Here is a 14221-nt window from a genome sequence, read left to right on the forward strand (position 1 = left end):
CCGGGTAGTCTCTGCTGCACCATGGGCGAACACCATGGGCCGGATGGGCCACAGCACGCCGCGGCAGTCGACGACGCCGCGGGTACGTTGCTGGCCGTTTGGGACGCTGCCCGGGAGCAGGCCACGCCCCGCCTCTCCGGCCCGCAACTCAACGCGCTCCTCGTCGTCGAGCGCGAGGAGGGCATCAACCTGCGAGGTCTCGCCGGGGAGCTGAGGATGATTCTCTCCTCCGCGAGCCGGCTCTGTGACCGCCTTGTCGCCTCCGGCATGGTCGAGCGGGTGCCGGGCCGGGTCGATCGCCGGGAGATCGCGTTGTACCTCACGCCCTCATCGCACGCCCTGCTGGCCAACCTGCGCAACACGCGCCGGGAGATCCTGGCCGAGGTGCTGGGCCGGATGAGCCCCGCCGGCCGTGCGGCGCTGGTGCGGGGGCTCGCGGAGTTCAGCGCGGCGGTCTCGGAGGAGTCCCGCTCCGACGCCCGCACGGCCTGATCAACGCGCCAGATAGGCGGCGGGGTCATCCAGCACACCACGCAGCACGGCTCCGGCCGCACCTCGGACGGCGGCGTCGGGGCCGAGGGTCGCGGCCCGCAACCGCACCGGGGACCAGCCGGCGGTCAGCACCCGCCGCGCGATCTCCGCGCCGATGGCGTCGTGCAGCCCGGGCAGCAGCGGCGCGTAGATGCCCCCGAGCACGACCGTGTCCACGTCCAGCAGGTTGACCACGGTGGCTATCGCGGTGCCGAGCGCGGTCCCGGCGACGGTCAGGTCGGCCCCTGCCAGGGACTCGACCGAGGTGACGCCGGCGGCGCCCAGCATCGCTTCCTGGCCTGCGTACTGCTCGAGACAGCCGCGGGCGCCGCACCGGCACAGCGGGCCTGAGGAGTCGATCGGGATGTGCCCGATCTCGCCGCTCCAGCCCCGCACGCCCCGGTAGAGCGCGCCGTTCAGCACGATGCCGGCGCCGATGCCGATCTCGCCGGAGATGTAGACGAAGCTGGGTGGCAGGTCACCCGTGCCCAGCTCGCTCAGCGCGGCCAGGTTGGCCTCGTTGTCGACGATCAGCGGCAGGCCGTGCAGCTGCGACCCGACGGTGACGTCCTGCCAGCCGAGGTTGGGGGCGACCCGGACCACGCCACCGGCGGACACGAGGCCGGGCACGGCGAGCGCGGCCCCCGCAACGGTCAGCCCCTCGGCCCCGGCCAGGCGTAGCGCCCGCGCGGCCAGCCGGGTGAGGCCGTCGAGGGAGCCGGGGGCGCGCTGGTCGCCTGCCTCGACGAGGTGGTGCCGGACGGTGCCGGTGAGGTCGACGACGCAGGCCGCGCGGTAGTCGACGTTGATCTCCAGGCCGAGCCCGGCCGGCCCGTCCGCCGAGGGTCGCAGCCCGGCCGCGGGGCGTCCGGCGCCGCTGCGGGGAGCGGGGTCGACCTCGCCGAGCAGGGCGCCGGCGATCAGGTCGTCGACGAGCGCGGAAACGGTGGCCCGGGTGAGGCCCGTCGCGCCCGCCACCGAAGCCCGACTTATCGGATCTGCGCTGTTCGCCACGGTTTGCAGCACAAGCGCGAGATTATGGGCCCGCACGCTGCTCTGCCGGACGGGGGCGTTGGAAGCAGTCATCATCCGGCCCGGCACCCCTTGACAATGCCATACGGCACTCAAATAATTCAACCAATAAACAAATCGGTCCTGTTACGTGGAGGTAACTGAGATGGTCCAGCCCACCAAGGCAGACAAGTTCAGCTTCGGTCTCTGGACCGTGGGCTGGACCGCCCGCGACCCGTTCGGTGACGCCACCCGCGCGGCGCTCGACCCGATCGAGGCGGTGCACAAGCTCAACGAGTTCGGCGCGTACGGCATCACCTTCCACGACGACGACCTCGTGCCGTTCGGCTCCGATGCGCAGACCCGCGACGGCATCATCGCCGGCTTCAAGAAGGCCCTCGACGAGACCGGCATGGTCGTCCCGATGGTGACCACCAACCTGTTCACCCACCCGGTGTTCAAGGACGGCGGCTTCACCAGCAACGACCGTGGCGTACGCCGCTATGCGCTGCGCAAGGTCCTCCGCAACATGGACCTCGCCGCGGAGCTCGGCGCGCAGACACTCGTCCTCTGGGGTGGCCGCGAAGGCGCGGAGTACGACGAGGCCAAGGACGTTCAGGCCGCACTCGACCGGTACGCCGAGGGCCTCAACCTGCTCGCCCAGTACTCCGAGGACAAGGGCTACGGCCTGCGCTTCGCGATCGAGCCCAAGCCCAACGAGCCCCGCGGCGACATCCTGCTCCCGACGGCCGGCCACGCCATCGCGTTCGTCCAGGAGCTCGAGCGCTCCGAGCTGTTCGGGATCAACCCCGAGGTCGGCCACGAGCAGATGTCGAACCTCAACTTCACCCAGGGCATCGCCCAGGCGCTGTGGCACAAGAAGCTGTTCCACATCGACCTCAACGGCCAGCACGGCCCCAAGTTCGACCAGGACCTCGTCTTCGGCCACGCCGACCTGCTCAACGCGTTCTCCCTGGTCGACCTGCTCGAGCACGGCGCACCCGGCGGCGGCCCCGGCTACGACGGCCCCCGGCACTTCGACTACAAGCCCTCCCGCACCGAGAACTACGAGGGTGTCTGGGAGTCCGCCAAGGCCAACATGCGGATGTATTTGCTGCTCAAGGAGCGGGCTGCTGCCTTCCGCGCCGATCCTGAGGTGCAGGCCGCGCTGGAGGCGTCGAAGGTGCTCGAGCTCGCCAAGCCGACCCTCAACGAGGGTGAGAGCTACCAGGACCTGCTCAACGACAAGAGCGCGTTCGAGGAGTACGACGTCGACGCCGCCGGCGAGCAGGGGTATCACTTCGTCAAGCTGCACCAGCTCGCCATCGACCACGTGCTGCGCGCGCGCTGATCTCCAAGGAAGAATGAAGAGCATGACTCTTGTCGCCGGGATCGACAGTTCTACGCAGTCCTGCAAGGTGGTCATCCGTGATGCCGGGACCGGGAAACTGGTCCGGCAGGGGCGGGCGGGTCATCCCGACGGCACGGAGGTGCATCCGCACGCCTGGTGGGACGCGCTGCAGCGGGCGATTGAGGAAGCGGGCGGGCTCGATGACGTCGCCGCTGTCTCGGTGGCCGGTCAGCAGCACGGCATGGTCGTGCTGGACGAGGACGGCGAAGTGGTCCGCCCGGCGCTGCTGTGGAACGACACGCGCAGCGCCGGGGCGGCCGCCGACCTGATCGAGGAGCTTGGCGGCGGGGACAAGGGTCGCCGGGCTTGGGCGGACGCGGTCGGGATTGTGCCGGTGGCCAGTTTTACGCTCACCAAGCTGCGGTGGCTGGCTCGTCATGAGCCGGAGAACGCGGCCCGGGTGGCGGCGGTTTGTTTGCCGCATGACTGGCTGACCTGGAAGTTGTCCGGGGCGAAGGGGCTTGGCACGCTGCGCACCGACCGCAGTGACGCCAGCGGCACGCTCTACTGGTCGGCCAAGACCAATGAATACCGGCATGACCTGCTCGAGCTGGGCTTCGGCCGGCGGATTCTGACGCCGGAGGTGCTCGGGCCGGTCGGCATCGCAGGGCACCTGCCCAACGGTGCGCCGCTTGGCCCGGGCGCCGGTGACAACGCGGCCGCGGGGCTTGGTGCCGGGGCGCTTCCCGGGGATGTGGTGATCTCGATCGGGACGTCCGGGACGGTGTTCGTTTCCTCGGATGTGGCGCCGGATGATCCGAGTGGGGCTGTTTCCGGGTTTGCTGATGTCACCGGGCGGTTCCTGCCGATCGTGGTGACGCTCAATGCGGCCCGGGTGCTCGATGCGGCGGGCAAGCTGCTCGGCGTCGACCATGAGGAGCTGTCACGGCTTGCGCTGTCGGCGCCGGCGGGCGCCGATGGGCTGGTGCTCGTGCCGTACCTGGAGGGGGAGCGCACCCCGAACCGGCCCGACGCGACCGGGGCCATCCACGGCCTGACGCTGAAGACCTCCGATCCGGCGCATCTGGCCCGGGCGGCCGTCGAGGGCATGCTCTGCGCGCTCGCGGACGGGCTGGACGCGCTGGTCGCGCAGGGTGCGGCCGCCAACCGCGTCGTGCTGGTGGGTGGCGGTGCGCGCAGTCTGGCCGTACGCAAAATCGCTCCTGCGCTCTTCGGTCTTCCGGTCCTTGTCCCGCCGCCCGGCGAGTATGTCGCGGACGGTGCGGCACGGCAGGCCGCGTGGGTCACGGTGGGTGGCGATCTCCCGCCGCAGTGGTCCGCCGAAACCCCCGAGGTGTACGAGGACACGAGCGTCCCCCTCATCCGCGAGCAGTACGCCGCCGCCCGCGACAAGGTCGTCGACAGGGTTGACCGCTAACCTGGCGGCGTGACCACGGGTACAGGCGGTTCGGCGCATCGCGCGTACAGCGTGGTGGTGTTCGTGGTGCTCGCCTCGCTCGACAATGTGGCGATCGGCCTCGTCCCACCCCTGTACGGCAGCATCGGCGACGATTTCGGGGTGGGCGAGGGCCATATCGCGCTCGCCACCACGATCATGTTCCTGATCAGCGCGGTCGCGGCGATCGGCTGGGCGTACGCCGGCGATCGCACCAACCGCAAACCGGTTCTCATCGCCGGCACCGCGATCTGGGTCCTCGGCACCGCCTGGTCCGGGCTGTCCGGCAGCTACCCGTCGTTCCTGATGTCGCAGGTGCTCGCCGCGATCGGCCTGGGCGGCGTGGCCAGTGTCAGCTTCGCCGTGGTCAGCGATCTGATCTCGCCGAGGCGCCGCGGCCTGGTGATGAGCTTCTGGGGCCTGTCGCAGGGCATCGGCACGCTCGCGGGCACGCTGGTCGGCGGCCTGCTCGGCGCGGGGGACTGGCGGCGCCCGTTCCTGGTGGTGTCGGTGGCCGGGGTGATCGGGGCGATCGCCTACGTGTTCACCTACAACGTCCCGCGCGGGGACAGCCAGCCCGAACTGCGCGGCGTGGAGTACGACGAGCGCATCCACTCGGGCGACCTGCCGAAGATCCTCGCCCGGCGTACCAACGTCTGGCTGATCCTGCAGGGCTTCTCGGCGCAGGTGGCTTTCGGGTCGCTGGTGTGGCTGCCCGTGCTGTTCCGGGCGCGTGCGGAGGACCAGGGTTATTCGACGGCGACGGCGATCGTCGTGGGCAGCGTCTTCGCCACGCTCTTCCAGCTGGGCGGGGCGCTGTCGATCCTCGGCGGGCTCATCGGCGACCGGCTGCAGCGGCGTACGCCGAGGGGCCGCGCCCTGGTCGCCGCGGTCGGCATCCTCGCCGCCGTGCCGTTCTACGTGGTGCTGTACTTCGTCCCGTTCCACATCGACGTCCCGGACGGCGGTGGCACGGGCACCATCATCGGCGCCGTGCTGCGCAACGTCTGGACCGAGCCGACGGTCGGGCTCAGCCTCGCCGTCGCCATCTTCGCGCTCGCGCTGACCTCGGCGAATTCCCCCAACTGGTTCGCGATGATCGCCGACGTGAACCCGCCCGAGCACCGCGGCACGGTCTACAGCCTCGGCAACCTGTTCAACGGCGCCGGGCGGGCCGGTGGCAACGCGCTGGTCGGGGTGGCGTTCCGGGGTCTCGCCGGGGCCTTCCCGCCGCCGCTGAACTACGCGGTCGGGCTGGCCGTCTTCCAGTTCTTCTTCATCCCGACCGGCGTCATGTACTGGCTGGCCAGCCGCACCGTGGCCAGGGACATGGCGGAAACCCATGCGCACCTGGCCACGTACACCACAAAAGCGGAACCTATGCGCGAGCCCACACCGTGACGTCCTGCGGAACCTTGCCGTCCTCGGTGAGCGGCTCGCTGCTCAGCAGCACCCGCGACCCCAGCGGCAGCTCCGCGGCGGCGTCACCGAAGTTGGTCAGCACCAGGATGTCGCCGTTGCGGAAGGCGAGCACGTCGGCCGGGGTGTCCAGCCAGCTCAGCGTGCCGTTGCCGAGGTCGTGCTCCTTGCGCAGCCGCAACGTCGAACGGTAGAGCTCGTACGTCGAGCCCGGCACGTCACGCTGGCGGTCCAGGGCGTATTCCGCCCACGCGGCCGGCTGCGGCAGCCAGCTCGCGTCGGCCGGGCCGAACCCGAACGACGGCGAGTCGGCCTCCCACGGGATCGGCACCCGGCACCCGTCGCGACCCGGCTCGGTGTGCCCGGAGCGCTCCCAGGTCGGGTCCTCGCGGAAGTCGTCGGGCAGCGTGGTGTGCTCCGGCAGCCCGAGCTCCTCACCCTGGTAGAGGTACGCGGAACCGGGCAGCCCCAGCATCTGCAGCGACGCGGCCCGCGCCCGGCGCAGCCCCAGCGCCGCGTCCGGCTGCGGGTCGTCCACCCCGATGCCGTTGCGGTGGTCCTTGCCGTCGGAGAAACCCAGCCGGGAGGCGTGCCGCACCACGTCGTGGTTGGAAAGCACCCAGGTCGTCGGCGCGCCGACGGCGGCGTTGGCGATGCTCGTCCGGTCGACGACCTTGCGGATCGCGTCGGCACCCCACGGCGTGACCAGGTATTCGAAGTTGAACGCCTGATGCATCTCGTCGGGGCGCACGTACCGCGCGAGCCGGTCGGCCGGCTGCACCCACGCCTCGGCGACGAGGATGCGCGCGGGCTCGTAGGAATTCAAGAGCTCACGCCACTGCCGATAGATTTCGTGTACGCCGTCCTGGTCCCACATCGGCGGCGGCGGAGCGCCCTCCGGGGTGAGCCCGCCCAGGATCTCGCCGGCATATTCCCAGTCGGCGAGCGTGGCCTCCTTGATCAGGCCGTGCGCGACATCCACGCGGAAGCCGTCGACGCCCTTGTCGAGCCAGAATCGCAGGATCGACAGGAACTCCTCGCGGACCTCCGGGTTGCCCCAGTTGAGGTCGGGCTGGGAGACGTCGAACAGGTGCAGGTACCACTGGCCGTCGTCGACGCGCTCCCAGGCGGGGCCGCCGAAGACGCTGGTCCACCCGTTCGGCGGCTCGCTGCCGTCCTCGCCACGGCCGTCCCGGAAGATGTACCGCTCGCGTTCCGGGCTGCCGGGCGCGGCGGCCAGCGCCTCCTGGAACCACACGTGCTCGCTGGAGGTGTGGTTGGGCACGAGGTCGACGATGACCTTCAGGCCGAGCTGTTTCGCCGCGGCGAGCATCTTGTCGGCGTCGCCGAGGTCGCCGAAGCGCGGGTCGACGGAGCGGTAGTCCGCCACGTCGTACCCGGCGTCGAGCTGTGGTGACTTGTAGAAGGGCGACAACCAGACGGCGTCCACACCGAGATCACGAAGATCGGTGAGCCGCGCCGTGATGCCGGGCAGATCGCCCATGCCGTCGCCGTCGTTGTCGGCGAAGGAGCGCGGATAGATCTGGTAGATGACGTCGCTGCGCCACCAGTCACGAGGGGAGGACATCCCCCCACGTTAGCCGTCGAGGATGGCGGCGAAGCGCTCCTCGGCCAGGTCCAGTTGATCAAGAATGTGATCCTTGGCGGCGATCGAGAGCGGGGTGTCCGGGCGGCCGATGAGTTCCCTGAGCTTGGGGACCAGCGGGCGGTATTTGATCGCCGAGCTGTGCGCCTTGTCGTACGTGGTGTGGATGACGCCCACGCCGTTGTCGGTGAAGTCACTCACCTTGATGACCCGGGCCCACGGGTCCCGGTCGAGGCTGTCGGCGACGTGCGTGCGGTACTGCTCGTGCTTGTCGCGGGTGGGATCGTACTCGGGGTTGGTGACCGAGCGGACCAGTTCGGCGGCCCTCGGGCCGAACCGGCGGGCGAGCTCAGCGATCGCCGCCTCCGTCAGCACCGTGTGCCCGAGGTCGGCCGGCAGCCCCGCGAGCTCGGCGGGATGGTCCTCGACCGCGTCGTGCAGCAGGGCCGCGGTCAGCACGTCGACGTCCCGGATCCCGTAGTAGCGGATGATCCGGATGGCGACCCGCAGCAGGTGGTTCAGGTAGGGCTCGCGGACCCGCCGGTCGTCGGCGTGCAGCTCGGAGGCGAGCGCCAGGGCTTCCTCGAGTCGTTCGCGGTCCGCCTGCGGCAGCTCCTGCAGCTCGAGGGCGAACCGGTCCCGCAATCCGGGCTCGCCGTAGACCTCGGTGATCGCGTGCAACGGCATCGACAGCAGCATCCTGGGCGCCATCTGAGGACGGTATACCAGCTCGATCAGGATTGGACGTCGAGCAGCGGTTCTTCCTCGGCCGGGACGGTTACCGCCTTGCGCAGGGGGAGCGGTTGGGGGGAGGGGCGGGCTCCGGGCGTACGTTTCATGGCGGTCAATGAAGTCTGCTTGAGCGACCAGGAGTTGGTGATCGGCCCCTCGTGGCGCCGGATGCCCCCGCCGTCGGTGAATTCCTCCTCGGTCATCGCCTGCAGCGCGCTCAGGGCGACCGCGAGAATGGTCCCCGCACTGACCAGCGTGATCGGCACGATCATCAGCAACGGCCGGATGCCGCTCACGTCGGTGGAGACGATGTGGCTCAGTTCGACGCTGGTCGCGGCCATGCCGGTGTAGTGCATGCCGCAGACCCCGAGCGCCATGATCGCGGCGGCACCCAGCGTCGGCAGCAGACCCCGGACGGAGACCGTGAACCACAGCGCGGCGGTGGCGGTTGTGATCGCGATGACGGCGGCGGCGACCACGAGGGCCGGCTGGTAGTGGATGACACCGGAGACGTGCACGCCGGCCATCCCGGTGAAGTGCATGGCGAGGATGCCGGCCCCGGTGAGCACACCGGCCACCAGGATGCGCGGGAGGCTGCGGGGGCCGTGGCCGACAAGGATCAGTCCGAAACCGACGGCGACCACCGCGAGAGCGAGGCTGAGCATCGTCAGTAGCGGGCTGTAGCGCACCGGGCTCTCGGGGACGTCGAAGCCGAGCATCGCGGTGAAGTGCATGAGCCAGATGGCGGCCCCGCCGATGGCGAACGCGGCGATGATCAGCCAGCGGGTACGCCTGCCGCGGGTGCGGGCCTGGCGGGCGCGTGCGGTGCAGAGCAGTCCGAGGAAGGATCCCAGGACCGCCACCAGGTACGCGCCGATCGGATTGAAAGCTCCATAGGTGAAGTGATGGACCTCGGCCACGGCCGGTACCTCGCGAACGTCGGGGGATCGATTCGCTGAGAAGTACGCCATGAGTCCGATCTAGGACATCGCACGACGTGTGCGTGTCACTACATAGTGGTGGGTGGGCACATAAAGAACCGGGGCCACCGTATAGCTGCCTGCGAGAGGTAGCCATACGGCAGCCCCGGTGCGGTCGGCTTGCGACGACCGGTCAGGAAACTGCCGGGGGGAGTAGGGGCGGTTAACTGAAGATGCTGACGCCGCCGGGGCCGACGAGCAGGCCCACGATGATGAGGACGACGCCCCAGAGGATCTGCCGGCGGAACAGCGCGAGGATGCCGGCGACGACGAGGATGACTGCGAGGATCCAGAGCAACAGGTTCATGCTCAGACGAATACCCGGGCCTCCGAAATCGAAAACCTGTTATGAGACCGCCCACCATCACGTTTCGGTCTACGAACGACGGAAGCCCCGCCGTAGCGGGGCCTCCGTCTCCCAGACCTACTAAATACTGACAAGTCCGGCATCGACCTCGTCGGAAAGCAGTTGATACACGTTGTACGCCTGCTTGATGACCGGATGCGCCACGTTGCGCACAGGCACCCCACCGGGAGTACGCCCCCGCTCACTGCCGTGATGAGCGTGCCCGTGCAGCGCCAGGGCCGTCGGGGCGGAGTCGATCGCCTGACCGAGCAGGTACGACCCCAGGAACGGATAGATCTCCAACGGCTCCCCGGTCAGCGTCTCCGGCACCGGCGCGTAATGCGTCAGTGCCACGAGCGCGTCACACTCCAGCCCGCGCAGCGCGGCGCCGAGCCGTTCCGCGATCGCCTCGGTGGTGCCGACGAAGTTCTTCATCTCCCGCTCGCCGAACTTGCTGGCGCACGCCCCGGCGAACCCACCGCCGAACCCCTTCGCGCCGGCGATCCCGAGCGTGTGCCCGTTGAGCTCGAGGACCGTGCCCTCGCCCTCCAGCACGACCAGCCCGGCGTCCTGCAGCACGCCGGTGACGGCGTCCTGCTGGTCGCTCTGGTGGTCATGGTTGCCGAGAACGACGACGACCGGCACGCCCAGATCGCCGAACTCCTGCGCCATGCACCTGGCCTCCTCGACGGTGCCGTGCCGGGTGAGGTCCCCGGCGATCAGCAACGCGTCGGCGACGCCGGGCAGCTGTTCCAGGGCGGGCCGGTAACGACCCACCACGTCCTTGTCCACATGGACGTCGCCGACGGCGGCGATCCGGATCATGAGATCTCCTCCACCTCGGTGGGCGCCTGGGCGCGGACGATGCCGATGTCGCAGGCGATCTCCACGTCCGGGAAGTGCTGGTTGATCTGGCGGCAGATCTCGTCGCGGCGCTGCGCGCTCTCGACCTCCCCGCCGAGCACGATCAGGTGCTCGCGGCGAGCGATCGTGATGCCCTGCTCGGCGACCGAACCGGTCTCGGCGAGCAGCCGCTGGATCTCGGCCTCCACGTATTCGTCAAGCTGTGGTGTCATCTCATCCCCCCACGGTGAGGCGGGCGCTCTCCGGATCCGGGACCACGTCGAGACGGTCGAGCAGGATCAGGAACGCTTCCGCGTACGGCGACTTCTCCGTTTCCTTTCGGACCCGGTCCCAGTCGATCTGCTCACGCAGCGAGCGGGCGACCGGGAGCCCGGTGGCGAAGTCGCAGTGGTGCTGGCTGTAGCTCAGCAACTTGTGCACCATCAGCTGGGTCGCCGACAGTACGGGCATGTTGATCGCCTCGACGGACAGCATCGAGGTGTCCCGCAGCGTCTCGTCGGTCACCGGCAGATCGACCGGGCGGTAGATCAGGTCCACCATCCGGCCCTCGTCGAAGACCTTGACGAGCCAGTCCTCCGGCGGCTGCTCCACCTCGAAGCCGGCCGAGGAGAGCTCTTCGAGCGCGCGTCCCCTGTCCTGCTCGCGGATCACGAAGTCCACGTCGTGGTCGCTGGAGTGGCCGCCGTGGGCGTACACCGCGAAGCTGCCGCCCAGCGCGAAGGGGATCTCCGACTGCTTGAGCACCGCGGCGACCCTCTTGAGCGTGTTTACCAGGCCCTCGTCCACCCGGTGCGGCATGGTGATCTCCCTAGCTGTGAGGTCCGTTTATCGACCCGGCAATTACCCCGCACCGTGATCGACATAACGTTCATGCCCATTTTGTACGCCCGCCGCGCCCCGCACGGTGGAACTCAACGTGACAACCCGCGCTACCGTAAGTGGGTATGACCAGGCCTCGTACCATCGCGCTCGTCGGGATCGATGGCTCCGGCAAGACCACCGCGGCCCACCTGCTCGCCGAGGCGCTGGCCGATCGGGGGCTTCCGGCCGTCTACCGCCGCAATGCGGGAGGCCGCCGCTGGTTCGGCCGCCTGGCCACCCGCTTCGGCAAGGCCGACGGGGAGGATCTGCTCGGCCGCCGGACGATGCTCCTCGTCGAGGCCGTGCTGCGCTGGCTCGCGATCCTGCGCACGCTGGTGCGCCGCTGGTTCACGGGCGAGACGGCCGTGATGGACCGCTACGCGGTGTGCCAGTTCGCGAGCATCGAGTCGCACCACGGCCGGTCGATCTTCTGGGCCCGCCTCGCGTACCGGATCTTCCCGGCGCCGGATGTCACGTTCTTCCTGGCAGTGGACCCGGCGATCGCCTACGACCGGATCGAGCGCCGCGGCTACGACCACGAGGACATGTCGTACCTGCGCGCCGCCACCGCCGCCTACCGGGCGCTCCCTGAATTCCCCGCGTTCGTGGTGATCGACGCGAACGAAACCCCGGAGCAGGTCCAGGCCGCGATGCTCACCCACCTGCCTTCGGCGATATCGGTACGCAGGCAGGCGCCGCTGTTGTCCTATGCGCGCACCTTGATCGTGGCCGCAGCGACCCTCGCAGCCGCGGCGACCGCGCTCACCTACCAGCTCGCGGACGGCTTCTAGGACTGCCCGTAGACCGGGATCCGCGCGCCGCTCGTGGGCGCTGAGGCGTCCCCTGCCAGGAACTCGATCACCGTGGCGATCTCGTCCGGGGTGACCCACCGGGACGTGTCGGCGCCCGGCTGCTCGTCCCGGTTCAGCGGGGTGTCGATGACGCTGGGCAGCACCGTGTTCACCCGCACGCCCTGCTTCTTGTACTCGACGGCGACCGCGTCGGCGAACGCCAGCACCGCGGCCTTGGCGGTCACATAGCCGGCCGCGCCCGGGAACGGAGCGAGCGCCGCCCGCGACGACACACAGACGATCGACCCGCCGCCCGCCTCGACGAGATGCGGCAGGGCGGCCGCGGTCACCAGATAGGTCGGGCGCAGGTTGAGCCGCAGCATCGCCTCGAAGTCCTCAACCGGTGTCTCGTGCACCTTGCCGCCCATCGCGAACCCGCCGACCAGGTTGACCACGGCACGCAGCGGCGCTCCGGGCTCACCCGCGGCGGTGTCGACGGCTGCCTCGACGTCCGTCTTCACTGTGAGGTCCGCCTCAACCGCGATCACGCCGTCGGGGAGCCGCCCGGCCGATCCGGGCCGCACCGGGGCGATCACCCGCCACCCCGAATCCCGCAGCGCCCGCACGACGGCACCACCCAGACCGCCTGCCCCACCCGTCACGATCACGCTTCGCTCGGCCATACGGCCACGGTAGTGCTGTGTTATCCGTCACTGTCTGTGCGGTCCGTCAGAGAACCGCAGGTGGCTCGACGCCACGTCCGGGTGTCACCCGCAGGGGCTAGTGAACTGCGGCGCGATGTGCCGCATCGTGGCAGGTGGCTCCGAGCCGGGTACGGGTCTTGAGCTTTTGCCGCGGGGTTTTGTTTCAGGCCCGGCGGCAACCTGTCGATGCAGCACGTGAACCCGAGCGGCCGGCTGGCCGTACTGGTGAGTGACGAGCATCGCAGGGACAGCCGTGATGCCCGTCGCTGTGACGAAGAGGGGCTGATGGTGTCATGTAAGGACCACGGGGTATGCGAGTGTCCGAGGCATCCAACCCCGGGTGCGGCTCCGAATGACTCCGGGAGCTCTCTCCTCAGAATTTACGCAACCGGCTCTCAGGTGGCACTCAGACAATCGTGACACTTTCAAGTCACGAAAAGGAATCAGTACAGGGTGTCACGTGTTGTGTAGGTGTCAGCACCGCAATGCACGAACTGCGGACGTTACGGGGAGAGCTGATGGACGCAGGTATTGCCCGTAACAGGGTTAGTGAAGGCAATGAGGGGACCGTGGGCAACGTGGAGAAGAACACCGTGATGCGTACCGACCAGGTAGCCGAAGAGCGCGACCTCGTCGGAGTCTACCTGCACGAGATCTCCCGGACGCCGCTTCTGGACGCCGCCAGGGAGGTTGAGCTTTCCAAGGCGATCGAGGCAGGCCTCTACGCCGAGCACCTGCTCGACACCGGCGAGGTCCGTCGCGGTGTGAGCCGGGAAGAGCTCGAGCGGCTGGTAGCCGACGGCCAGAAGTCGAAGGACCTGTTCATCCGGGCCAACCTGCGACTGGTCGTCTCCATCGCCCGCCGCTACGTGCGGTCGGGGATGCCGATGCTCGACCTCATCCAGGAGGGCAACACCGGCCTTGTCCGCGCCGTTGAGAAGTTCGACTACGAGCGCGGCTACAAATTCTCGACGTACGCGACGTGGTGGGTCCGCCAGGCGATCAGCCGGGCGATCGCGCAGCAGGAGCGCACCGTGCGCCTGCCCGTGCACCTCGTCGAGGACGTCAACCGGATGCGCAACGTCACCCGCCAGCTCGTCCGCGAGCTCGGCGCCGACCCGGAGCCGGCGCAGGTCGCCGCAGCCCTGGGCGTGACGGTCGAGCGCGTCACCGAGCTCACCCGCTGGGCCCAGGACACCGTGTCCCTGGACACCCCGGTCGGCGACGACGGCGACACCAACCTCGGTGACCTGGTCGCCGACAGCGACGCGCCGTCGCCCGAGGAGATCGTGCTGACCGCGCTGGAGCGTCAGCGCATCGAGGGCCTGCTCAACCACCTCGACGACCGTTCGGCCGGCATCATGCGCGCCCGCTACGGCCTCGAGGACGGCCGCGAGCACTCGCTGACCGAGGTGGCGTCGCGCTTCTCGCTCTCCCGCGAGCGCATCCGCCAGCTCGAGATCCAGGCGCTCGGCCGGCTCCGTGAGCTGGCCCGCGCCGAGGGCCTGCAGGCCGCCTGATCCGCTGGTTCGTAGGACACAAAAAGGCCGGGGCAAGCGCCCCGGCCTT

Annotated in this window: 15 protein-coding genes; 6 read left to right on the forward strand and 9 right to left on the reverse strand. The window is 69.4% G+C overall.

What is annotated here, in order from left to right; translation table 11 throughout:
* Nucleotides 1-21 precede the first annotated feature (21 nt).
* The gene (locus Ahu01nite_RS41715) at nt 22-492 is read left to right on the forward strand and encodes a MarR family winged helix-turn-helix transcriptional regulator (protein ID WP_203842294.1); all 471 of its coding nucleotides are present in this window, start codon (nt 22-24) and stop codon (nt 490-492) included.
* Here Ahu01nite_RS41715 and Ahu01nite_RS41720 read toward each other — a convergent pair whose 3' ends face one another.
* Nucleotides 493-1617 carry an ROK family protein gene (locus Ahu01nite_RS41720; protein ID WP_203842331.1) on the reverse strand — a complete coding sequence of 375 codons (1125 nt, stop codon included), beginning with the start codon at nt 1615-1617 and terminating at the stop codon, nt 493-495.
* A 91-nt stretch (nt 1618-1708) separates the two neighbouring features.
* Between Ahu01nite_RS41720 and xylA the strand changes: the two genes are divergently transcribed.
* The 3 genes from xylA to Ahu01nite_RS41735 are packed head-to-tail and all read left to right on the forward strand — an operon-like array spanning nt 1709 to nt 5750.
* A complete protein-coding gene (gene xylA / locus Ahu01nite_RS41725; RefSeq protein ID WP_203842295.1) occupies nt 1709-2893 on the forward strand; it encodes a xylose isomerase in 1185 nt (394 codons plus the stop codon).
* 22 nt (nt 2894-2915) lie between these two features.
* Nucleotides 2916-4331, forward strand: coding sequence for a xylulokinase (xylB, locus tag Ahu01nite_RS41730; protein WP_203842296.1), 1416 nt, complete (start codon nt 2916-2918; stop codon nt 4329-4331).
* A 9-nt stretch (nt 4332-4340) separates the two neighbouring features.
* A complete protein-coding gene (locus tag Ahu01nite_RS41735) occupies nt 4341-5750 on the forward strand; it encodes an MFS transporter (RefSeq protein ID WP_203842297.1) in 1410 nt (469 codons plus the stop codon).
* On the opposite strand, the gene Ahu01nite_RS41740 is transcribed toward Ahu01nite_RS41735, so the two are convergent.
* From Ahu01nite_RS41740 to Ahu01nite_RS41770, 7 genes are all read right to left on the reverse strand, one after another.
* Entirely contained in the window at nt 5728-7356 is a 1629-nt protein-coding gene (locus Ahu01nite_RS41740) for a glycoside hydrolase family 13 protein (RefSeq protein ID WP_203842298.1), read from the reverse strand. The genes Ahu01nite_RS41735 and Ahu01nite_RS41740 overlap by 23 nt on opposite strands.
* A 9-nt stretch (nt 7357-7365) precedes the next feature.
* Nucleotides 7366-8085: an HD domain-containing protein gene (locus tag Ahu01nite_RS41745; RefSeq protein WP_203842299.1), complete on the reverse strand. Its 720-nt coding sequence runs from the start codon at nt 8083-8085 to the stop codon at nt 7366-7368.
* A gap of 23 nt (nt 8086-8108) precedes the next feature.
* Complete coding sequence (locus tag Ahu01nite_RS41750; RefSeq protein ID WP_203842300.1) at nt 8109-9026, reverse strand: MHYT domain-containing protein; 918 nt, start codon at nt 9024-9026, stop codon at nt 8109-8111.
* A gap of 223 nt (nt 9027-9249) precedes the next feature.
* Complete coding sequence (locus tag Ahu01nite_RS41755) at nt 9250-9393, reverse strand: GPGG-motif small membrane protein (protein ID WP_203842301.1); 144 nt, start codon at nt 9391-9393, stop codon at nt 9250-9252.
* Nucleotides 9394-9513: 120 nt separating this feature from the next.
* A complete protein-coding gene (locus Ahu01nite_RS41760; RefSeq protein WP_203842302.1) occupies nt 9514-10257 on the reverse strand; it encodes a metallophosphoesterase family protein in 744 nt (247 codons plus the stop codon).
* Nucleotides 10254-10508 carry a hypothetical protein gene (locus Ahu01nite_RS41765; protein WP_203842303.1) on the reverse strand — a complete coding sequence of 85 codons (255 nt, stop codon included), beginning with the start codon at nt 10506-10508 and terminating at the stop codon, nt 10254-10256. The genes Ahu01nite_RS41760 and Ahu01nite_RS41765 overlap by 4 nt, the downstream gene beginning before the upstream one ends.
* Before the next feature lies 1 nt (nt 10509).
* The gene (locus Ahu01nite_RS41770) at nt 10510-11094 is read right to left on the reverse strand and encodes a nucleotidyltransferase (RefSeq protein WP_203842304.1); all 585 of its coding nucleotides are present in this window, start codon (nt 11092-11094) and stop codon (nt 10510-10512) included.
* Between the two features lie 146 nt (nt 11095-11240).
* Between Ahu01nite_RS41770 and Ahu01nite_RS41775 the strand changes: the two genes are divergently transcribed.
* Nucleotides 11241-11948, forward strand: coding sequence for a dTMP kinase (locus tag Ahu01nite_RS41775; RefSeq protein WP_203842305.1), 708 nt, complete (start codon nt 11241-11243; stop codon nt 11946-11948).
* Here the strand turns inward: Ahu01nite_RS41775 and Ahu01nite_RS41780 are convergent.
* On the reverse strand, nt 11945-12631 hold the full coding sequence (locus tag Ahu01nite_RS41780; RefSeq protein WP_203842306.1) for an SDR family NAD(P)-dependent oxidoreductase: 687 nt from the start codon (nt 12629-12631) through the stop codon (nt 11945-11947). The two genes, Ahu01nite_RS41775 and Ahu01nite_RS41780, sit on opposite strands and share 4 nt — an antisense overlap.
* A gap of 539 nt (nt 12632-13170) precedes the next feature.
* On the opposite strand from Ahu01nite_RS41780, the gene Ahu01nite_RS41785 reads away from it, so the two are divergent.
* Nucleotides 13171-14172 (forward strand): sigma-70 family RNA polymerase sigma factor, encoded by a 1002-nt coding sequence (locus tag Ahu01nite_RS41785; protein ID WP_203842307.1) that lies wholly within the window; start codon nt 13171-13173, stop codon nt 14170-14172.
* The last annotated feature ends 49 nt before the right edge of the window (nt 14173-14221 follow it).

Origin of the sequence: Winogradskya humida (assembly GCF_016862215.1) — a bacterium.
Lineage (GTDB): Bacteria > Actinomycetota > Actinomycetes > Mycobacteriales > Micromonosporaceae > Actinoplanes > Actinoplanes humidus.